We start from the raw sequence: 19,178 nt of genomic DNA, 5'->3' as shown, positions 1-19,178 counted from the left end.
GTCGGTCAGTTCACGAGGGGGCTTGTGGTGACGCTACGTAAAGGCTGCGTGACAGTACGCGCAAGAATTGACGACGCTCCGGAAAGGGGGTCGCCTACAGGTCGGGGCGGATGAAGCCGTCAGGCAGGAAGCCGTGCAGCAGGGCCTCCACCGCCACCGTCACCGGGCCGGAGATCGGCCGGCGGCCGGATTCCATCTCCAGCACGCGCTTCTCGCCCTGGTCGTCGCCGCCGGCGAGCCGCAGCGCCCGCGCCAGTTCGGCCGGCGACCAGCCGAGGGCTTCGCGGGCCTGTTTCAGGTGGGGGCCGGTTTTGATCATGCGGATGGATGGAGACGCCGGGCGCGCGGAGTCAAGTCCGCGGTCCGGATCGCGGGCGGTTCTTTCGGCGACGCCTACTGCGTGGGCGACCCCTTCCGGCATCGTTGGCGGCGACAACGGTTAGCCGCGTCATGGTTAACCCACCGGGGGTTTCCGTTAACCAAACCACAATCCTAGGCGGTCCATCTGGGGGCGGCGTCATCGGACGCTGCGCGAGTCGCCGCACCATGAGTTCCAACGTGAGTCTCGATCCGGCGGACTGGTCGGCGGTGCGCGGCCAGGGCCACCGCATGCTCGACGACCTGTTCGACCACCTGCAGGGCCTGCGCGCCCAGCCGGTGTGGCGCGAGCCGCCGGCCGCGGCCCGGCAGGGGTTCCGCGAGGCGCTGCCGCTGGCCCCCAGCGCCCTCGAACAGGTCCACGAGACCTTCCTCGAAAACGTGCTCCCCTATTCGAGCGGCAACGCCCACCCCGGCTTCATGGGCTGGGTGCAGGGCGGCGGCACGGTCGTCGGCATGCTGGCCGAGATGCTGGCCGGCGGCATGAATTCCAACCTCGGCGGCCGCGATCACATGCCCCTGGAGGTCGAGCAGCAGGTGCTGGCCTGGACCCGGCAGATGTTCGGCTTCCCCGACACCGCCAGCGGCCTGTTCCTGACCGGCGCCTCGCAAGCGAACTTCCTGGCGACCCTGGTGGCCCGCATGCGAGTGCTGGGCGGCGGTGGCCGCACGGCGGGGCTGGGCGAGGCCCGGCTGACCGCCTACGCCTCGCGCGCGGTGCACGGCTGCGTCGGCCGCGCCTTGGACATGAGCGGAATCGGCAGCCTGCAGCTGCGCGCCGTGCCGGTCGACGACCACCACCGCATCGACCTGGCGACCCTGCGCGCCGCCATCGCCGCCGACCGGCAGGCGGGCTGCACGCCGTTCCTGATCGTCGGCACCGCCGGCACCGTCGACATCGGCGGCATCGACGACCTCGCCGGCCTGGCCGACATCGCCGCCGACGAGGACGTGCATTTCCATGTCGACGGGGCGCTGGCCGCGCTCGGCGTCCTCGCCCCGTCGCTGGCCCCGCGGCTGGCCGGGATCGAGCGCGCCGACTCCATCGCCTTCGACTGGCACAAGTGGGGCCAGACGCCCTACGACGCCGGTTTCCTGCTGGTGCGCGACGGCGAGCTGCACCGGCGGACGTTCGCCTCCGACGCCGCCTACCTGCAACGCGCCGCCCGCGGCCTAGCCGGCGGCGACTGGTGGCCCTGCGACTACGGGCCGGACCTGTCGCGCAGCTTCCGGGCGCTGAAGACCTGGTTCACGCTGAAGACCTACGGGACGGCGGCCCTGGGAGCGGTGATCGAACACACCTGCGCCCTGGCCCGGGAGCTCGCCGACCGGATCGCCGCCGAGCCGGAGCTCGAGCTCGCCGCGCCGGTCCAGCTCAACATCGTCTGCTTCCGCTACCGCGGGCCCGACGCCCCCGCCGCCGACGCCGACGCGCTGAACGCCGAGATCGTCGCCGAGCTGCAAGCGGGCGGCGACGTCGCGCCCTCGCTGACCCGCATCGACGGCCGGACCGTCATCCGCGCCGCCATCGTCAACCACCGGACCGACCGCCGCGATATCGAGGCCCTCGTCGCGTCCACCCTTTCCGCAGGACGCCAATGCACCCGGAGACGCGCGGCATGAACGACGAGGCCCTTGCGCCGCTTACCGCCCCGGCCGCCACGCTCGGCCTGGCCTGGCTGGCGCGGCTGGTCACTGAAGGCCAGCAGCTGACCGCGGTCTGGGACGGGCTGATCGAGCGGATCACCGCCGATCCGGGCGACGCCGGGGCCCTGCTGGACCTGTCCACCCTGCTGCAGCTCACCGGCAATCGCGACAAGGGCCTGGAGCTGCAGGCCACCGCGCTCGAGCTGCAGCGATGCTACCGCCGCACCCATGGAGCCGGCGGCGGCCTGCGCATCCTGGCCTTCATGATCGCCGGCGACTTCATGGCCAACACGCCGCTCGACTTCCTGCTGGAAGGCTCCGACGCCGAGCTGACCCTCTGCTACCTGGACGGCGAGCCGCCGGCGCCCGCCGACCTGCCCGAGCACGACGTCGCCTTCCTGGCCATCGGCCAGTCCGAGGACAGCACGCCCCTGCTGGCCGGCCTCGAGGGCGCCTTCCAGGCCTGGCCCCGGCCGGTGGTGAACAGCCGCGCCGAGCTCATCGCCGCCCTGACCCGCGACGGGGTGGCCGACCGCTTCGCCGATCATCCGCTGGTGTTCTGCCCGCCCACCGGCCGCGCCGCGCGCGTGGCGCTGGAGGCGGTGGCCGCCGGCCAGGCGCTGGACGCCTTCTTCGAGGGGCTGGCGTTCCCGATCATCGCCCGGCCGATCGGCTCGCACGCCGGCAGCGGCCTGGAGAAGCTCGACGACGCCGCGGCGCTCGCCGCCTACCTGGCGATCCATCCGCAATCGGAGTTCTACGTCGCCGCCTTCGTCGACTACGCCGGGCCCGACGGCCTGTTCCGCAAGCTGCGGATCGTCTTCGTGATGGGCCAGCCGTTCATCAGCCACATGGCGGTCTCCGAGCGCTGGATGGTCCACTACCTCAACGCCGACATGGACCAGAGCGCCGCCAAGCGGGACGAGGAGGCGCAGATGATGGCCACCTTCGACGAGGGCTTCGCGCTTCGCCACCGGGCGGCGTTCAAGGCGCTCACCGAGGGTTTCCGGCTCGACTACTTCGGCATCGACTGCGCCGAGAGCGCCGACGGCCGCCTGCTGGTGTTCGAGGCCGACGTGGCGATGATCGTCCACGCCATGGATTCGCCGGAGCTCTATCCCTACAAGCCGCCGGCCATGGCCAAGCTGTTCACGGCCTTCGTCGCGGCGCTGCAAGGCGCCGCCGACGCGGTGCGCCGGGCGGCCTGAGCCGGCCAGCCTGGACTCCCCGGCGACGTGGCCGCCGGGGGTCTCAGGGTCGTCGGCGCTGTGTCGCTAGCCCTTCGGCGGCGGCGGGCGCTGGATCCGCGGGCCGAGGTTGTCGAGCACCGCGTGGGCGTCGAAAGCCCGTGGATCGCTGGCCGGCTTGGCGCCGTGGTACATGACCACCTCGGCGCTGGCCTCGAACCGCTCGACGGTGCGCACGTCCATCCGGTCGGCCCAGAACGGGTCGCCCCAGAACGGATCCCAGGACCGCCAGCCGAAGCCGCCGCCCATGTAGCGCCAGGACGGCCGCCAGTAGGAATAGCCGGGGCCATACCAGGGTCGGTACAGCGGGTCGGGTTCGACATAGGTGCGGGCGTCGCGCGCGGTGTTGCGGTCGACGATCATGAACCAGTCGGCGCCCTGCTGCAGCGTCAGCTCGGCGGCCCGGTAGAGCAGGTAGCCCTCGACGGTCTCCCGCGAGGTCAGGCTGTTGCCGGAGAAGCTGACGCGCCAGCGGTTCGCCTCGATCCGCGTCTCCGAGTACCCGCCGGAACTCGCCTGGCCGGGAACCTTCGGCTGGTACGGCGTGGGCGTGGCGCAGGCCGCCAAGCCGGCGGCCAAGGCTAGGACGGCGGCGAAAGCGGCTGATCTCTTTGACATTGTCGGTCTCGAAACTCCGAAGACGTCCCTCGATTTCTACATCTAAGCGCAGAACACTTGGCCGTCATTGTGGTTGCTAAATGTCTGCTCGACACGAAGCGTTACCATTATGCGCCCTCGACGCGGCCGGCGTCCCGGGGAAAACGGCGCCCTCCCGCCGCAAACTCCGGCCGCGGCGGTGGCGCTCAGGCGACGGCCACCACCAGCATGTAGGCCATCCGGCCGAGCACGCCGAACAGCAGCACGCCGCAGGCCAGGGCCTGGATCAGGAAGCCCAGCTCGCGCTTGGACGGATCGGCCACATAGCCGCGGGCGTAGAGGAACCGTCCGACGATCCAGACCAGGCCGAGGCCCGCCGCCGCCAGGTCGTTCCAGTAGAGGGCGAACAGCCACAGCGGCACGAGGAAGATCGGCAGCCATTCCAGCGTGTTGTAGTGGACCCGGATGGTCCGCTCGAGGATCGGGTCGCCGGTCATCGTCGGCGCCGAGATCCCGCATCTGGACCGCGCGCGACCGACCTGGATGCCCATCCACAGATAGAGCATCAGCGCGAGCAAGGTGACGATCGCCACCGGAATGTGCGGTTGCATGGTGTTTCCCCCGAAATCTTGGCGAACAAGCTTCGCCTTTGGCCGGAGAGTGCACGTGAACGGGCCGCAGGGGAACCGCCCGCGCCCGGCCGCGCGTTCTAGCTTGCGCTGGGGCCGTTCGGAGAATGGGCTGATGGACGTGGAGTCAACGGCGATCCAGGCGATCGACTACGACGCCGAGCGCGCAAAGCTGCGGGTGCGGTTCGTCAGCGGCGAGCAGTACGTCTACGTGGGGGTGCCGGGCGAGGTGCACCGCTCGTTCCTGGAGGCGGACTCCAAGGGCCGCTTCTTCCAGGCGGAGATCCGCGACCGCTACCCGTTCAACAGGCTCGACAGCTAGCCGGCGAGCCGCTTGTCGCGGTTGGCCTTCACCCGCAGGCGCAGCGCGTTGAGCTTGATGAAGCCCGCCGCGTCGCGGTGGTCGTAGGCCACCGCGCCCTCTTCGAAGGTGACCAGCTCCTGGTCGTAGAGCGAATAGGGGCTGGTGCGGCCGATGATGCTGACGTTGCCCTTGTAGAGCTTCACCCGCACCTGGCCGCTCACCATCGCCTGCGAGTGGTCGATCGCCGCCTGCAGCATCTCCCGCTCCGGCGCGAACCAGAAGCCGTTGTAGACCAGGGAGGCGTACTTCGGCATCAGCTCGTCCTTCAGGTGCATGGACCCGCGGTCGAGGGTGATGGACTCCATGCCCCGGTGGGCCGCCAGCAGGATCGTGCCGCCGGGCGTCTCGTAGACGCCGCGCGACTTCATGCCGACGAAGCGGTTCTCCACCAGGTCCAGGCGGCCGACGCCGTTGTCATGGCCGAGCTCGTTCAGCCGCGCCAGCAGGGCGGCCGGCGACAGCGTCTGGCCGTCGATGGCGACCGGGTCGCCGCGCTCGAAGTCGAGGGTGAAGACGGTGGGGGTGTCTGGCGCGTCTTCCGGGGCGATGGTGCGCATGTGGACGAACTCCGGCGCCTCGACGGCCGGGTCCTCCAGCACCTTACCCTCGGAGGAGGAGTGCAGCAGGTTGGCGTCGACGCTGAACGGCGCCTCGCCGCGCTTGTCCTTGGAGATCGGGATCTGGTGCTTCTCGGCGAAGTCGAGCAGCGCCTCGCGGCTCTTGAAGTTCCACTCGCGCCACGGCGCGATCACCCGGATGTCGGGCTCCAGGGCGTAGTAGCCGAGCTCGAAGCGGACCTGGTCGTTCCCCTTGCCGGTCGCCCCGTGGCAGACCGCGTCGGCGCCGACCGCACGGGCGATCTCGATCTGCTTCTTGGCGATCAGCGGCCGGGCGATCGAGGTGCCCAGCAGGTACTGGCCCTCGTAGACGGTGTTGGCCCGGAACATCGGGAAGACGTAGTCGCGGACGAACTCCTCGCGCAGGTCCTCGATGAAGATGTTCTCCGGCTTCACGCCCAGCAGCAGCGCCTTGTCGCGCGCCGGGCCCAGCTCCTCGCCCTGGCCGAGGTCGGCGGTGAAGGTCACCACCTCCGCGCCGTACTCGGTCTCCAGCCACTTCAGGATGATCGAGGTGTCGAGGCCGCCGGAATAGGCGAGCACGACCTTCTTGACGGGCTTGTCGGCCATGGGGCGGGGCGTCCTGCGGGTGGGGAAGTACGAAGGGTCGCGCGCCTTTAAGGGCGAACGCGCCGCGGGTTCAAGGCTTAAGCGCGCCTTCGCGCTCCAGCACCGCCATCGAGGCCTTCAGCCAGCGCAGGTGGGCGAGCGCGAACAGCGCCGCGGCGGTGGCCCGCACGCCGAACAGGATCAGCGGCGCGTCGGGGCCGCTGGCGGCGGCCTTGCGGTTGAACGCCAGCAGCGCGATGCCGACCATCAGCGCCAGCACCGGGTTGAAGGCCAGCGCCAGGTTGCGCTTGGCCCGCACGGTCGGCGCGCCGTCGCGGCCGAACTGCATGGGCATCCGGGTGTCGGGCTCCATCCGCTTGCCGGCCTCGCGCGAGGCGCCGGCCATGACGGACAGGGCGATGATCCAAAGGGCGTCGCCGATCAGGCGCAGGGCTTCCATGACTCAGACCGTCACCTGGGTGCCGAGCTCCACAACCCGGCCCGGCGGAATCTTGTAGAAATCGGTCGGGTTCGCCGCATTTTTCATCAGGAAGATGAACACCTTGTCCTGCCACAGAGGCATGCCCGACTGGGCGGAGGGGACCACCGAGCGCCGCCCGAGGAAGAAGCTGGTGGCCATGATGTCGAACTTCAGCCCCTGCTTGCGGCACAGGCCGAGCGCCTTGGGCACGTTCGGGCTCTCCATGAAGCCGTAGGAGATGATCACCTTCTTGAAGTCCTCGTTGACCGGCTCGATGCGGATGCGGTCGTCGTCCTTCACCCGCGGGGTCTCGGTGGTCTGCAAGGTCAGGATGATGTTCTTCTCGTGCAAGACCTTGTTGTGCTTGAGGTTGTGCATCAGCGCGACCGGGGCCATCGACGGGTCGGAGGTCAGGAAGATGGCGGTGCCGGGGGCCCGGTAGGGGGCGCGGGCCTTGAGGATCTCGGACAGCTCGATCAGCGGCACGCTGTCGCGCCGGGTCTTGTCGGTGAGGATCTGCGCGCCGCGGGTCCAGGTCCACATGACGATCACCAGGGCCGCGCCCAGCACCAGCGGCAGCCAGGCGCCCTGCGGGATCTTCAGGAGGTTCGAGGAGATGAACACCACGTCGAGGATCCCGAACCCGGAGGAGGCGGCCAGCGCCACCCACAGCGGCCGCTTCCACATGAACCGGACGATGACGAAGAACAGCAGGGTGTCGACGAACATCGCCCCGGTCACCGCGATGCCGTAGGCGGCGGCCAGGTTCGAGGAGGTGCGGAACATCACCAGCAGCACCAGCACGCCGATCATCAGGATGGTGTTCACCTGCGGCACGAAGATCTGCCCGGCCTGGGTCTCGGAGGTGCGGCGGATGTCGATGCGCGGGAACAGTCCCAGCTGCACCGCCTGCTGGGTCATCGAGAAGGCGCCGGTGATCACCGCCTGGCTGGCGATGATCGCCGCGGCGGTGGCCAGCAGCAGCACCGGCCAGTAGACGATCTCCGGAATCATGTCGAAGAACGGATTGGCCCGCGTCGCCGGGTGGTGGATGACCATGGCGCCCTGGCCCAGGTAGTTGAGCAGCAGGGACGGCAGCACCAGCACCAGCCAGGCCGCGCGGATCGGCGCCTTCCCGAAGTGGCCCATGTCGGCGTAGAGCGCCTCGGCGCCGGTGACCGCCAGGAACACACTGCCCAGGATGATGAAGCCCAGGAAGCCGTTGTCGAGCAGGAAGATGATCCCGTAGTGCGGCGACAGCGCCCGGAAGATCGTCGGGTCCTCGGAGATGTGGAGGATCCCCAGCCCGGCCAGCACGAAGAACCAGACGGCGGTGATCGGGCCGAAGAACTTCGCCACGTTGGCGGTGCCGCGGGCCTGGACCATGAACAGGGCGATGAGGATGCCGGCCGAGATCGGCAGCACCAGCTTCGCCACCTCGTGCGGCGCGCCCGGCGCGTCGCGCACCCCTTCCACCGCCGCCAGCACCGACACCGCCGGGGTGATGATGCCGTCGCCGTAGAACAGCGCCGCGCCGACCATGCCCAGGAGGAAGATCCAGCCCGAGCGGCGCGGCACGACCCGCTGCGCCAGCGCCATCAGCGCCAGGGTGCCGCCTTCGCCCTTGTTGTCCGCCCGCATCAGGAAGACGACGTACTTGACGGTGACGATGAGGATCAGCGCCCAGGTGATCAGCGAGACCACGCCCAGCACCGCCAGCTCCGGCGACACGGTCGCGCGGGTGTGGTGCAGCGCTTCGCGCATGGCGTAGAGCGGGCTGGTGCCGATGTCGCCGAACACCACCCCGACGGAGCCCAAGGCCAGCGCCCAGAGGCTCTCCGAATGCGGGGAGTGATGCGACTCCTCCGCGGCCTCAGAGGCGCCGCCGGCCGGATCAGCCATCCAATATCTCCGGGAACGAGACCGACAGTTCCCTTGGGCGGCCCGATGCCGTCACGCGGCCGGCGCGATACACCCAATCCAGGGACGGTACAATGGCGGCGCTGGGCGGTGGGTTCCGGCCAGGGCTCCGGACATCGGCCCAAACACGGTGCTTGAATACCGGCGCGGGCCCGCCGATCCTGCGGCCGAGAGTTGAGGGCTTGCCACATGGATCGCAGACTGGCGCTGGTCACCGGCGCCTCGGCCGGTATCGGCGCGGCCTTCGCGCGCATCCTGGCGCGGCACGGCTACGACCTGGCGCTCACCGCCCGCCGCGGCGACCGGCTGGAGGCCCTGGCCGAGGAGATCCGGCTGCGGTCCGGGGTCGAGACCCTGACGATCGCCGCCGACCTCGCCGATCCCGACGCCACCGACCAGCTCCTCGAGCACCTGGCCGCCCACGGCCGCACGGTCGACGCCCTGGTCAACAACGCCGGCTACGGCCTGCCCGGCGCCTACGCCGACACCCGCTGGGAGGACCAGCAGGCGTTTTTGCAGGTGATGCTGCACGCGCCCTGCGAGCTGGCCCACAAGCTGCTGCCCGGGATGGTCGAGCGCAGGTTCGGCCGCATCGTCAACGTCGCCTCGCTGGCCGGCCTGGTGCCCGGCTCGGCCGGCCATACCCTCTACGGCGCGACCAAGAGCTTCCTGGTGAAGTTCTCCCAGAGCCTGCACCTGGAGGCCGAGGCGCACGGCGTCCACGTCACCGCGCTGTGCCCCGGCTTCACCTATTCGGAATTCCACGACGTCAACGCCACGCGGGCGCAGATCAGCGCCGCCACCCCGCCCTGGCTGTGGCTGGGCGCCGACGAGGTGGCCGCGGCGGGCTACGAGGCGGTGGAGGCCAATCGCACGGTCTGCGTCCCGGGCGCGCCGAACAAGGCGATCGCCGCCGTCGCCAAGCTGATCCCCGACGACTGGGCCCTGGCCCTGATGGCCTCGCAGGGACCGCGCTTCCGGAAGGTGTAGGGCGTTACAGCCCGTGCTTCTTCCAGAGGTCGTCGGCCTTCAGGACGTCACGGATGAAGCTGGCGTGGATCTCGCGCTCGGCGTCGGTGGAGCGCGGCGCGAGCGGGCGCGGCCGGGTCCCGTAGGCGTTGCGGCTGGCCGCCTCCGCCGCGGCGACGGCGGTGATCATCGCCGCCGAGGTCAGTTCCAGGCGCCGCTCGCGGCCGCCCTTCAGCTCCAGGTAGACGGCGGCCAGCAGCTTGGCGTCGATCAGGGCGCCGTGCTTGTCGCGCTCGGAGAGCGAGATCTTGAAGCGCTTGCAGAGCGCGTCGAGGGAGTTGTGCATCCCCGGGAAGCGGTGCTTGGCCAAGGCCAGGGTGTCGACCCAGCGGCGCTCGTGCAGCGGCTCGCGGTTGATGACGCCCAGCTCGTGGTTGACGAAGGCGCGGTCGAAGCCGGCGTTGTGGGCGACGATCGGCGCGTCGCCGACGAAGTCGATGAAGGCGTCCACCACCTCGGGGTGCTCGAAGCGCGGCTTGCCCTTCAGGAAGGCGGCCGACAGGCCGTGCACCCGCTCGGCTTCCGGCGGCATGTCGCGGCAGGGGTCCACATAGGTGTGGAAGCTGCGCCCGGTGGGCACGAAGTCCTCGATCTCCAGGCAGGCGATTTCCACCAGGCGGTGGCCCATGTGGGGTTCGAAGCCGGTGGTTTCAGTGTCGAGGACGATCTCGCGGGCCATGTCCTGTCTTGGCCTGTTTCGGGCCCGGCTTTCAACCTGCCGTGCGGTCGCGGCCAGATGTGGAGGCCGGCGTCAAGACCGGCGTCCGGGCCGGATCGCGCAGCACCGCGACGATCTCGGCCACCTGCTCGCGGGCGGCCTCCAGGCCGCGGCCGGTGTCGACCACGAAGTGGGCGCGCGCGCGTTTCTCGGCGTCAGCCATCTGCTCGGCGAGGATGGCGTCCAGCCGCGCCGGCGTCATCCCCGGCCGCGCCAGCACCCGCTCGCGCTGCAGCTCGGCCGGCGCGGTCACCACCACCACGGCGTCCATGTTGGCGTGGCCGCCGGTCTCGAACAGCAGGGGGATGTCCAGCACCACCAGGTCGGCGCCCTGCGCCTGCGCCCGCTCGAAGAAGCCGACCCGGTCGCGGCCGACCAGGGGATGGACGATGGCGTTCAGCCGCTTCAGCGCCTCGGGATCGCCCAGCACCTGCCGCCGCAGCGCCTCGCGGTCGACGGCGCCGTCCCTGACCACGCCGGGAAAGGCTTCGCCCACCGGCGCCACCGCCGCGCCGCCCTTCGCGTAGAGGTCGTGCACCGCCGCGTCGGCGTCGTAGACCGGCACGCCGGCCTCGCGGAACATGGCCGCCGTCGTCGACTTGCCCATGCCGATCGAGCCGGTGAGGCCGACGACGATCACCAGACGGGCTCCGGGGTCGCGGGCGGCGCCAGCACCTGCTCGCACATGGCGCGCACGTCCACCTCCGGCGGCGGCGTGCGGCCGAAGAACGACTCGAACGACGGCCCGGCCTGCAGGATCAGCATCGCCAGCCCGTCCACCGTGCGCCGCCGGAGCCCGCGGCCGCGGGCCAGGTAAGGGGTGACCAGCGGCCGGTAGGTCATGTCCATCAGCACCGCGTGCTCCGGCGTCGCCTCCAGCGGCAGGTCGAGGGCGTCCTCGCTGGCGACGCCGGCGGAGGTGGCGTTGACCACCGCCACCGCGCCGTGGAAGGCCGCGGCGGCCTGGTCGAGGGGGTAGGCGCTCACCGGCTTGCCCAGGGCGCCGGCGATCATCTCGGCCCGCGCCAGGGTGCGGTTGACGATGCGGATCTCGGGCGACCCGGCCTGCACGAAGGCCGCCGCCGCGCCGCGCGCCGCGCCGCCGGCCCCGATCACCACCACCGGCCCGCTGGCCGCATCAAACCCCGGCGCCTGCTGCGCGAAGGCGGCCATCAGCCCCAGGCCGTCGACGTTGTCGGCGGTGATGGTGCCGTCGTCATTGAAGATCAGCAGGTTCGCGGCCCCGGCCAGGTCGGCGCGCTCGCTCACCTCCTCGGCGACGGCGAGCGCGGCCTCCTTGAACGGCAGGGTGACGTTGAGCCCGCGCACCGAGCCGCCGCGCAGGCCCTCGGCGAACCGCTGGAAGGCGTCCGGCAGCGGCGAGAACGGCACGTAGACCGCATCGATCCCGGCTGCGGCGATCCAGGCGTTATGGATCAGCGGGCTCAGCGAGTGGGCGATCGGATGGCCCGCGACGCCCGCGACGGCGGTCTTCCCGGTGAGCTTGGGGGTCATCTGGTCAGCACCTGGTGATTGCGCAGCAGCTCGAGCAGGCCCAGCAGGGGCAGGCCGAGGATGGCGAAATAGTCGCCTTCGATCCGCGAGAACAGCTGCGCGCCGAGGTCCTCCAGCCGGTAGCAGCCGACCGAGCCCAGGGCCGCCTCGCCCTCGCGCGCCAGGTAGTCCTCAAGGAAGTCGTCGGAGAAGTCGCGCATGGTCAGGGTCGCGGTGACCACCTCGCGCCAGATCGGCGTGCCCTCCTTGGCCACCACCACGGCGGAATGCAGCCTGTGCGGCTTGCCGCGCAGCAGCTTCAGCCGCGCGCGGGCGTCGTCGAGGGTCTCGGCCTTGTCGTAGAGCCGGCCGTCGAGCTCCAGGGTCTGGTCCGCGCCGATGACGAAGTCGGCGCGCGAGCGCGAGACCCGGATGGCCTTCAGCTCGGCCAGCGCGTCGGCGATCTCCCGCGGGGTCGCGCCGTCGGCCAGCAGGGAGGCCTTCACCGCCTCCTCGTCGACCCCGGCCACGGCGACCTCGAACGGCACGCCGGCGCCCGCCAGCACCGCCCTACGCGCGGCGCTCTTCGACGCCAGGACGACGCCGGCGCTCACCCCAGCACCTCGACCTGGCCGTGGCCGCCGTGCAGCAGGTTCATCACCGCCGCGGCGGTCTCCTCGACGGAGCGGCGCGTCACGTCGATCACCGGCCAGCCCTCGCGTTCATAGAGACGCCGCGCCTGGACGATCTCGTCGCGCACCGCGTCGGTGTCGATATAGGTGCTCGCCCGGTTCTCCTTCAGGGACAAAAGCCGGTTGCGGCGGATCTGGATCAGCCGGTCCGGGGCGATGCTGAGGCCGACGATCAGCCGGTTCTTCAGCTGGAACAGCCGCTCGGGCGGCGTGCGGCCCGGCACCAGCGGCACGTTGGCGGCGCGCACCCCGCGGTGCGCCAGGTAGATGCAGGTCGGGGTCTTGGAGGTCCGCGAGACGCCGACCAGCACCACGTCGGCCTGGTCGAGGTCCTGGCCGCCCTGGCCGTCGTCGTGGCCGATGGCGTAGTTCAGGGCGTCCATGCGGTTGAAGTAGTCGGTGTCGAGCCGCAGGTGCGCGCCCACCCGGCTGGTGGTCGAAGCCCCCAGGTAGCGCTGCATGGCCGAGACCAGCGGGTCGAGCGCCGGGATGCAGGGCATGTCGAGCTTGCGGCAGCCTTCCTCCAGCGCATGGCGCAGCTTGTCGTCGACGATGGTGTGAATGACGACGCCCGGCGCTTCCTCGATGTCGCCCAGCGCCCGGTCGAGCTGCCGCTGCGAGCGGACCAGGGCGTAGATGTGCTCGATCGGCAGGACGTTGTCGAAACGGGCGCAGACGGCGCGGGCCATGGCGTTCAGCGTCTCGCCGGTGGAGTCCGAGACCAGGTGGACATGGAAGTAGGTGGCGAGCCGGGGCGGGGCGGTGGCGGTCACGGGCGCGAAACACCTGGGGATGATTTCTGTGGACCACCTCTTAGCAAGCCCGGCGGGCGTGGGGATAGACGGCGCGGTTTGCGGCCGCGCTCCGGCGCCCGGTGGACGCCCGGTATGGATCGGGCCGTTTACGCCTCGTTAATACATGCCGGCCGCGGCGGCCGGTTTTGACCGGCCCGGATGTCGACAGGCCGGGTATGGCCGCCGGCCGGACCCGGTCCGTCCCCCAGGAAGTTAATGAAACCTTAAGCCCCTGAGGCGGTTGGCGGCCGTCCCCGCAATCCACAGGGGCGGGACGGGGCCTGATGCCAGTCCTTGATAAGCTGGGGAGAAGGTCCGTGGTGTCGCAGGGGCCGGAAAGTTGTCCACGGAGTCGACAGGCCCTACGACTTCCTACTCCAACCCATTTTCTAATTCTTAAGGATAGAAGGAAGGCAGGACAGGCCGGCGAAACGCGAGCAGGCTTGAGCCCAAGGCGGCAACGCGATTTAACCCGCCCCATGACCGGTGAGCCCGAGACCCCCCGACTGCTGCGCGCCCTGGCCGGGGAGACCCTGGACCGGCCGCCGGTGTGGTTCATGCGCCAGGCCGGCCGCTCGCTGCCGGAGTACCGCGAGCTCCGGACCCGCGCCTCCGACTTCATCGCCTTCTGCCACAATCCGGAGATGGCCGCCGAGGCCACCCTGCAGCCGATGCGCCGGTTTCCGCTGGATGCGGCCATCGTGTTCGCCGACATCCTGCTGATCCCCCGCGCCCTAGGCCAGGAGGTCTGGTTCGAGGCCGGCGAAGGTCCCCGTCTCGGCGCCCTGCCGGAGATCGCCGCCCTGGCCGACCAGATCGACGCCTCCACCGGCCGGCTGGCCGACATCGGCGAGACCCTGTCGCGCGTGCGGGCCGAGCTGGAGCCGGACCGGGCGCTGATCGGCTTTGCGGGCGGCCCGTGGACGGTCGCCACCTACATGATCGAGGGTCGCGGGTCCGACCGCACCGCCGCCCGGACCTACGCCTACCAGCATCCGGAAAAGCTCGACGCCCTGCTGGACGTGCTGGTCGAGGCCACCGCGCGCTACCTGGTCATGCAGGCCCGCGCCGGCGCCCAGGCGCTGAAGATCTTCGAGAGCTGGGCCGAGGGCCTGGCGGAGGACGTCTTCGAGCGGATCGTGGTCGGGCCGCACGCCCGCATCGTCGACAAGGTCCGCGCCGCCGGCGTCACCGTCCCGTTCATTGGCTTCCCGCGCGGGGCCGGGGCCCTGGTCGACAGCTACGCGGAGGGCGTGCCGGTGGAGGCCGTGGCGCTCGACACCCAGGCCAGCGCCGCCCTCGGCCGCCGGCTGCAGGCCCAGGGCAAAACCATCCAGGGCGCGCTCGACAACCTCTTGCTGCGCGCCGGCGGCCCGGCGCTGGACGCCCGCGTCGACCAGCTGATCGAGCAGTGGGGCGCCGGCCCCTACATCTTCAACCTCGGCCACGGCATCCTGCCGGACACCCCCATCGAGCACATCGCCCGGGTGGTCGAGCGGGTGACGGGCAAGCGCGCCAAGGCGTTCGCGGCGTGACATCGCCGGTTCTCTGCGCATCGTTCCTCCCCCAGCGCGCAGCGCGATCAGGGGGAGGTGGCGGCGAAGCCGACGGAGGGGATTCCAGCCCCGGCGCTGCGAATGAAGCCCCCTCAGTCGCTCCGCGACAGCTCCCCCAGAAGGGGAGCAACAGATGACCCGGCTCGCGGTCGTCCTCTTCAACCTCGGCGGGCCGGACGGGCCGCAGGCCGTGCGGCCGTTCCTGTTCAACCTGTTCCGCGACCCGGCGATCATCGGGCTGCCGGCGGTGGCGCGCTATCCGCTGGCGAGCTTCATCTCCCGCACCCGCGAGAAGCTCGCCCGCGCCAACTACGACATCATGGGCGGCGCCTCGCCCCTGCTGCCGGAGACCGAGGCCCAGGCCCGCCGGCTGACCGCGGCCCTGAAGACCGCCGCGCCGGAGCTGGAGTCGCGGGTGTTCATCGCCATGCGCTACTGGAAGCCGTTCGCCGGCGAGACCGCGCGCCAGGTGGCCGCCTTCGCGCCGGACGAGATCGTCCTGTTGCCGCTCTATCCGCAGCACTCGACCACCACCACCGCCTCCTCGGTGAAGGACTGGCGGCGCGCCTACCGCGGCCCCGGCCGCAGCCGGACGGTCTGCTGCTATCCCACCGCCGACGGCCTCATCGAGGCCCACGTCCAGGCCATCCGCAACCTCTGGGAGGCGGAGGAAAAGCCCAGCAATATCAGGCTATTGTTCTCCGCTCACGGGCTGCCGCAGAAGATCGTCGACGCCGGCGACCCCTATCGGGCGCAGATCGAGGCCAGCGCGGCGGCCATCGCCGCCCGGCTGCCGGAGCTTGCCGACTGGAAGGTCTGCTACCAGAGCCGGGTCGGCCGCCTGAAGTGGCTGGAGCCCTCCACCGACGACGAGGTCCGCCGTGCGGGCGCCGAGGGCAAGGGGGTGCTGATCGCCCCGATCGCCTTCGTCTCCGAGCACGTGGAGACCCTGGTGGAGCTCGACCACGAATACGCGAAGCTGGCGGAAGAGGTCGGCTGCTCGCCCTACCTGCGCAGCCCGACGCCCGGCGTGCGCGAGGCGTTCGTCGACAGCCTGGCCGCCGCGGCCCTGGCCGCGCTCGGCCGCCCGGGCGGGCCGGCGCCGTTCGGACCCTGGCTGTGCCCGGCGGGCCTCAGCCAATGCGCCTGTCGCAAGGAGAAGGCCGCGTGACCGACTGGATGCTCGCCCATTACGACCTGTGGCGCGGCCTGCATATCCTGGCGGTGATCGCCTGGATGGCCGGCCTGCTCTACCTGCCCCGGCTGTTCGCCTACCATGCCAAGGCCACCGCCGGCTCGGAGATGGACCTGACCTTCCAGACCATGGAGGCCAAGCTCCTGGGGATCATCATGAACCCGGCGATGATCGCGGCCTGGATCTTCGGCCTGACGCTGATCTGGGTCGACGGCCACATCCGCGGCTGGGGCTTCCTCGGCCAGCCGTGGATGGTCACCAAGCTGGCGGGGGTGCTTTTCCTGACCGGCTGGCATCACTATCTTGGTCGGGCGCGCAAGGCCTTCGCCGCCGGCCGCAACACCCGCTCCAACAGGTTCTGGCGGATGACCAACGAGCTGCCGTTCCTGGCGGCCATCGTCATGGTCCTGGCCGTCACCACGGAGTTCGGCAGCCGGTGATGTGACGGCGGCTCCGCTTGACCGCGGGGCGGGCATGTGGTTCCGATCAACCACGCGTCGGCGAACCCGGCGCGCCCCGCATCTTTCCGGTCGCCGCGCGGCACCCGCGCAGCCCCACCGGCCCCCACGAGAACGACCACATCGGCGCTGACGAAGCGCCCGCATCCCTTACCAAGGCCGCGCCCGGAGTCTGTCCGGGTCCGCGGGCCTCAACGAGCACCCGACATGCAAGACGACAATCCCACCCCGACCGCCGACGACACCGTCCTCGAGCCGCTGGTCGCCGACACCTCCGCCGAGGACACCGAAGCCGCCGCCGAGGCGGCCGAAGGCTCCGACGAACCCTCCGAGCTGGGCGCGGCCATCGCGGCCATGGGCCTGACGCGGATGAGCCTGCAGGAGCTGAAGGACAAGTCCCCGGCCGACCTGTTGTCCTTCGCCGAGACGATGGAGGTCGAAAACGCGAACTCCATGCGCAAGCAGGACATGATGTTCGCGATCCTCAAGACCCTGGCCGAGGAGGGGATCGAGATCTCCGGCTCGGGCACGCTCGAGGTCGTCCAGGACGGCTTCGGCTTCCTGCGCAGCCCCGAGGCCAACTACCTGCCGGGTCCCGACGACATCTATGTCAGTCCCTCGCAGATCCGGAAGTTCGGCCTGCGCACCGGCGACTCGGTCGACGGCGCCATCCGCGCGCCGCGCGAGGGCGAGCGCTACTTCGCCCTGGTCAAGGTCGACCTGATCAACTTCGAGAACCCCGAGAACGTCCGCCACAAGGTCCTGTTCGACAACCTGACGCCGCTCTATCCGGACGAGCGGCTGCACATGGAGATCCAGGACCCGACCCTGAAGGACCGCTCCGGCCGGCTGATCGACATCGTCGCCCCGCTCGGCAAGGGTCAGCGCTGCCTGATCGTCGCCCCGCCGCGGGTCGGCAAGACGGTGATGCTGCAGAACATCGCCAAGTCGATCGAGACCAACCACCCCGAGGCCTATCTGATCGTCCTGCTGATCGACGAGCGGCCGGAGGAAGTCACCGACATGCAGCGCACGGTGAAGGGCGAGGTGATCGCCTCGACCTTCGACGAGCCGGCCACCCGCCACGTGCAAGTCGCGGAAATGGTTATCGAAAAAGCCAAGCGCCTGGTCGAGCACAAGCGCGACGTGGTGATCCTGCTGGACTCCGTGACCCGCCTCGGCCGCGCCTACAACACCGTGGTGCCGTCGTCCGGCAAGGTGCTGACCGGCGGCGTCGACGCCAACGCCCTGCAGCGTCCCAAGCGCTTCTTCGGCGCGGCGCGGAACATCGAGGAAGGCGGCTCGCTGACCATCATCGCCACCGCCCTGATCGACACCGGCAGCCGGATGGACGAAGTCATCTTCGAAGAGTTCAAGGGCACCGGTAACTCGGAAATCATCCTGGACCGCAAGGTCGCCGACAAGCGCATCTTCCCGGCCATCGACGTGCTGAAGTCCGGCACCCGCAAGGAAGAGCTGATCACCCCGAAGGACCAGCTGCAGAAGACCTACATCCTGCGCCGGATCCTCAACCCGATGGGGGCCCAGGACGCTATCGAGTTCCTGCTCGACAAGCTCCGCGCCTCGAAGAACAACGACGAGTTCTTCCAGTCGATGAACACCTAAGTCCGCCAGAGCCGTTGCTCCCCCTCCGGGGGAGCTGTCGCGGAGCGACTGAAGGGGTCCCCCGAGGTCGGGGCTGACCCCCTCCGGCCCTTCGGGCCACCTCCCCCAGAAGGGGGAGGAACTACCAAAAAGAGCGCCAGCCTCGCGGTTGGCGCTCTTTTTTTATGGGCTGTCCGGTAGGGCGCCTGTTTCACGTGAAACATGGCCGCCGTTACGGGATCAGCAGGCTGGCTCCGATGGTGTGGCGGCTCTCCAGCGCTTCGTGCGCGCGGCGGGCTTCGGCGAGCGGGAAGGTCTGACCGACCTCGATCTTCACCTGGCCGGACAGGATCATCTCGAACAGGGCGCCGGCGCTGGCGTCGAGCTCCTCGGTGGTGGCGATGTAGTCGAACAGGGTGGGGCGGGTGAAGAACAGCGAGCCGCCCCGCATCAGCCGCGGCGGCTCGACCGGCGGGGCCGGCCCGGAGGCGTTGCCGAAGCTGACGAAGGTTCCGCGCCGGGCGAGGCTGGCCAGGGTGCCTTCGAAGGTCGCCTTGCCGACCGAGTCATAGGCCACCGGCACGCCCTGGCCGCCGGTGATCCGCCTCACCTCCGCGGCCACGTCCTGGTCGCGGTAGAGGATGATGTGGTCGGCGCCGTGCTCACGCGCCCGCTCCGCCTTCTCCAGCGTGCCGACGGTGGCGATCACGTCGCAACCCAGCGCCTTGGCCCATTGCACCAGGATCTGGCCGACCCCGCCGGCGGCGGCGTGGACCAGGATGGTCTGGCCGTCGCGCACCGGATAGCAGCGGCGCAGCAGGAACTCCGCGGTCATGCCCTTGAGCAGGGCGGCGGCGGCGGTCTGGGCGTCGACGCCCGGCGGCAGCTTCACCGCCCGCTCGGCCGGCACGACCGCGTAGTCGGCGTAGGCCCCGAGCGTTCCGCCGGCGTAGGCGGCGAGGTCGCCGACCTGGAACCGGGTCACCCCGTCGCCCACCGCCTCGACCACGCCGGCGGCTTCCGAGCCGAGGCCGGACGGCAGCTTCAGCGGATAGAGGCCGGTGCGGTGGTAGGTGTCGATGAAGTTGATGCCGACGGCCTGGTGGCGGATCAGCACCTGGCCGGGCCCCGGCGTCGGGGTCTCGACCTCCACCAGCTCGAGGACCTCGGGGCCGCCGGTCTGGGAAAAGCGGATGGCGCGCATGGCC

The 19,178-nt window shown here is 70.4% G+C and carries 20 protein-coding genes; 8 read left to right on the top strand and 12 right to left on the bottom strand.

Annotated features, from left to right (window positions below; genetic code table 11):
- Positions 1 to 94: 94 nt before the first annotated feature.
- Positions 95 to 319 carry a helix-turn-helix domain-containing protein gene (locus DJ021_RS06225; protein ID WP_111456724.1) on the bottom strand — a complete coding sequence of 75 codons (225 nt, stop codon included), beginning with the start codon at positions 317 to 319 and terminating at the stop codon, positions 95 to 97.
- Positions 320 to 558: 239 nt separating this feature from the next.
- Between DJ021_RS06225 and DJ021_RS06220 the strand changes: the two genes are divergently transcribed.
- Both DJ021_RS06220 and DJ021_RS06215 read left to right on the top strand, forming a co-directional pair.
- Positions 559 to 2,001: a pyridoxal phosphate-dependent decarboxylase family protein gene (locus DJ021_RS06220; RefSeq protein ID WP_207801778.1), complete on the top strand. Its 1,443-nt coding sequence runs from the start codon at positions 559 to 561 to the stop codon at positions 1,999 to 2,001.
- Positions 1,998 to 3,233, top strand: a complete 1,236-nt coding sequence (locus DJ021_RS06215; RefSeq protein WP_207801777.1) for an ATP-grasp domain-containing protein — start codon at positions 1,998 to 2,000, stop codon at positions 3,231 to 3,233. Before DJ021_RS06220 ends, DJ021_RS06215 begins: the two co-directional genes overlap by 4 nt.
- A gap of 66 nt (positions 3,234 to 3,299) precedes the next feature.
- Here DJ021_RS06215 and DJ021_RS06210 read toward each other — a convergent pair whose 3' ends face one another.
- Together DJ021_RS06210 and DJ021_RS06205 are read right to left on the bottom strand one after the other, a co-directional pair.
- Positions 3,300 to 3,890, bottom strand: coding sequence for a CC0125/CC1285 family lipoprotein (locus tag DJ021_RS06210; RefSeq protein ID WP_111456722.1), 591 nt, complete (start codon positions 3,888 to 3,890; stop codon positions 3,300 to 3,302).
- Positions 3,891 to 4,075: 185 nt separating this feature from the next.
- The gene (locus DJ021_RS06205) at positions 4,076 to 4,480 is read right to left on the bottom strand and encodes an MAPEG family protein (RefSeq protein WP_111456721.1); all 405 of its coding nucleotides are present in this window, start codon (positions 4,478 to 4,480) and stop codon (positions 4,076 to 4,078) included.
- A 133-nt stretch (positions 4,481 to 4,613) separates the two neighbouring features.
- On the opposite strand from DJ021_RS06205, the gene DJ021_RS06200 reads away from it, so the two are divergent.
- Entirely contained in the window at positions 4,614 to 4,820 is a 207-nt protein-coding gene (locus tag DJ021_RS06200) for a KTSC domain-containing protein (protein WP_111456720.1), read from the top strand.
- Here the strand turns inward: DJ021_RS06200 and DJ021_RS06195 are convergent.
- From DJ021_RS06195 to DJ021_RS06185, 3 genes are all read right to left on the bottom strand, one after another.
- Positions 4,817 to 6,049: an argininosuccinate synthase gene (locus DJ021_RS06195; protein WP_111456719.1), complete on the bottom strand. Its 1,233-nt coding sequence runs from the start codon at positions 6,047 to 6,049 to the stop codon at positions 4,817 to 4,819. The two genes, DJ021_RS06200 and DJ021_RS06195, sit on opposite strands and share 4 nt — an antisense overlap.
- A 70-nt stretch (positions 6,050 to 6,119) precedes the next feature.
- Positions 6,120 to 6,488 carry a hypothetical protein gene (locus DJ021_RS06190; protein ID WP_111456718.1) on the bottom strand — a complete coding sequence of 123 codons (369 nt, stop codon included), beginning with the start codon at positions 6,486 to 6,488 and terminating at the stop codon, positions 6,120 to 6,122.
- Between the two features lie 3 nt (positions 6,489 to 6,491).
- The gene (locus DJ021_RS06185; RefSeq protein ID WP_111456717.1) at positions 6,492 to 8,411 is read right to left on the bottom strand and encodes a potassium transporter Kup; all 1,920 of its coding nucleotides are present in this window, start codon (positions 8,409 to 8,411) and stop codon (positions 6,492 to 6,494) included.
- 207 nt (positions 8,412 to 8,618) lie between these two features.
- On the opposite strand from DJ021_RS06185, the gene DJ021_RS06180 reads away from it, so the two are divergent.
- Positions 8,619 to 9,419, top strand: coding sequence for an SDR family NAD(P)-dependent oxidoreductase (locus tag DJ021_RS06180; protein ID WP_111456716.1), 801 nt, complete (start codon positions 8,619 to 8,621; stop codon positions 9,417 to 9,419).
- A 4-nt stretch (positions 9,420 to 9,423) separates the two neighbouring features.
- Here DJ021_RS06180 and dnaQ read toward each other — a convergent pair whose 3' ends face one another.
- Genes dnaQ through DJ021_RS06155 form a run of 5 tightly spaced genes read right to left on the bottom strand, consistent with a single transcriptional unit; the run spans position 9,424 to position 13,135 of the window.
- Positions 9,424 to 10,137 (bottom strand): DNA polymerase III subunit epsilon, encoded by a 714-nt coding sequence (dnaQ, locus tag DJ021_RS06175; RefSeq protein ID WP_111456715.1) that lies wholly within the window; start codon positions 10,135 to 10,137, stop codon positions 9,424 to 9,426.
- A 31-nt stretch (positions 10,138 to 10,168) separates the two neighbouring features.
- On the bottom strand, positions 10,169 to 10,816 hold the full coding sequence (gene coaE / locus DJ021_RS06170) for a dephospho-CoA kinase (RefSeq protein ID WP_111456714.1): 648 nt from the start codon (positions 10,814 to 10,816) through the stop codon (positions 10,169 to 10,171).
- Positions 10,813 to 11,691 (bottom strand): shikimate dehydrogenase family protein, encoded by an 879-nt coding sequence (locus DJ021_RS06165; RefSeq protein WP_111456713.1) that lies wholly within the window; start codon positions 11,689 to 11,691, stop codon positions 10,813 to 10,815. Before DJ021_RS06165 ends, coaE begins: the two co-directional genes overlap by 4 nt.
- Positions 11,688 to 12,284 (bottom strand): Maf family protein, encoded by a 597-nt coding sequence (locus tag DJ021_RS06160; RefSeq protein WP_111456712.1) that lies wholly within the window; start codon positions 12,282 to 12,284, stop codon positions 11,688 to 11,690. Before DJ021_RS06160 ends, DJ021_RS06165 begins: the two co-directional genes overlap by 4 nt.
- On the bottom strand, positions 12,281 to 13,135 hold the full coding sequence (locus DJ021_RS06155) for a pyruvate, water dikinase regulatory protein (RefSeq protein ID WP_111456711.1): 855 nt from the start codon (positions 13,133 to 13,135) through the stop codon (positions 12,281 to 12,283). The genes DJ021_RS06160 and DJ021_RS06155 overlap by 4 nt, the downstream gene beginning before the upstream one ends.
- 500 nt (positions 13,136 to 13,635) lie before the next feature.
- On the opposite strand from DJ021_RS06155, the gene hemE reads away from it, so the two are divergent.
- The 4 genes from hemE (at position 13,636) to rho (ending at position 17,991) form a co-directional block, all read left to right on the top strand.
- Entirely contained in the window at positions 13,636 to 14,691 is a 1,056-nt protein-coding gene (hemE, locus tag DJ021_RS06150) for a uroporphyrinogen decarboxylase (RefSeq protein ID WP_111456710.1), read from the top strand.
- A 154-nt stretch (positions 14,692 to 14,845) separates the two neighbouring features.
- On the top strand, positions 14,846 to 15,883 hold the full coding sequence (hemH, locus tag DJ021_RS06145; protein WP_111456709.1) for a ferrochelatase: 1,038 nt from the start codon (positions 14,846 to 14,848) through the stop codon (positions 15,881 to 15,883).
- Entirely contained in the window at positions 15,880 to 16,347 is a 468-nt protein-coding gene (locus DJ021_RS06140) for a CopD family protein (RefSeq protein ID WP_243625913.1), read from the top strand. Before hemH ends, DJ021_RS06140 begins: the two co-directional genes overlap by 4 nt.
- A gap of 225 nt (positions 16,348 to 16,572) precedes the next feature.
- Positions 16,573 to 17,991 carry a transcription termination factor Rho gene (rho, locus tag DJ021_RS06135; RefSeq protein ID WP_111456707.1) on the top strand — a complete coding sequence of 473 codons (1,419 nt, stop codon included), beginning with the start codon at positions 16,573 to 16,575 and terminating at the stop codon, positions 17,989 to 17,991.
- Positions 17,992 to 18,202: 211 nt separating this feature from the next.
- Here the strand turns inward: rho and DJ021_RS06130 are convergent, their stop codons facing one another.
- Positions 18,203 to 19,174 carry a quinone oxidoreductase family protein gene (locus DJ021_RS06130; RefSeq protein ID WP_111456706.1) on the bottom strand — a complete coding sequence of 324 codons (972 nt, stop codon included), beginning with the start codon at positions 19,172 to 19,174 and terminating at the stop codon, positions 18,203 to 18,205.
- Positions 19,175 to 19,178 lie beyond the last annotated feature (4 nt).

Source organism: Phenylobacterium hankyongense (assembly GCF_003254505.1).
Taxonomy (GTDB): Bacteria; Pseudomonadota; Alphaproteobacteria; order Caulobacterales; family Caulobacteraceae; genus Phenylobacterium; species Phenylobacterium hankyongense.
The sequence above is the reverse complement of the archived record's forward strand: the minus strand, read 5'-3'. Positions and strand labels throughout refer to the sequence as shown.

Coding starts and splice junctions, on each gene's coding strand:
- DJ021_RS06215 (WP_207801777.1), top strand. CDS start 1,998: ATGAACGACGAGGCCCTTGCGCCGCTTACCGCCCCGGCCGCCACGCTC.
- DJ021_RS06195 (WP_111456719.1), bottom strand. CDS start 6,049: ATGGCCGACAAGCCCGTCAAGAAGGTCGTGCTCGCCTATTCCGGCGGC.
- DJ021_RS06190 (WP_111456718.1), bottom strand. CDS start 6,488: ATGGAAGCCCTGCGCCTGATCGGCGACGCCCTTTGGATCATCGCCCTG.
- DJ021_RS06205 (WP_111456721.1), bottom strand. CDS start 4,480: ATGCAACCGCACATTCCGGTGGCGATCGTCACCTTGCTCGCGCTGATG.
- rho (WP_111456707.1), top strand. CDS start 16,573: ATGCAAGACGACAATCCCACCCCGACCGCCGACGACACCGTCCTCGAG.
- DJ021_RS06180 (WP_111456716.1), top strand. CDS start 8,619: ATGGATCGCAGACTGGCGCTGGTCACCGGCGCCTCGGCCGGTATCGGC.
- DJ021_RS06130 (WP_111456706.1), bottom strand. CDS start 19,174: ATGCGCGCCATCCGCTTTTCCCAGACCGGCGGCCCCGAGGTCCTCGAG.
- DJ021_RS06185 (WP_111456717.1), bottom strand. CDS start 8,411: ATGGCTGATCCGGCCGGCGGCGCCTCTGAGGCCGCGGAGGAGTCGCAT.
- hemH (WP_111456709.1), top strand. CDS start 14,846: ATGACCCGGCTCGCGGTCGTCCTCTTCAACCTCGGCGGGCCGGACGGG.
- hemE (WP_111456710.1), top strand. CDS start 13,636: ATGACCGGTGAGCCCGAGACCCCCCGACTGCTGCGCGCCCTGGCCGGG.
- dnaQ (WP_111456715.1), bottom strand. CDS start 10,137: ATGGCCCGCGAGATCGTCCTCGACACTGAAACCACCGGCTTCGAACCC.
- DJ021_RS06165 (WP_111456713.1), bottom strand. CDS start 11,691: ATGACCCCCAAGCTCACCGGGAAGACCGCCGTCGCGGGCGTCGCGGGC.
- DJ021_RS06210 (WP_111456722.1), bottom strand. CDS start 3,890: ATGTCAAAGAGATCAGCCGCTTTCGCCGCCGTCCTAGCCTTGGCCGCC.
- DJ021_RS06225 (WP_111456724.1), bottom strand. CDS start 319: ATGATCAAAACCGGCCCCCACCTGAAACAGGCCCGCGAAGCCCTCGGC.
- DJ021_RS06200 (WP_111456720.1), top strand. CDS start 4,614: ATGGACGTGGAGTCAACGGCGATCCAGGCGATCGACTACGACGCCGAG.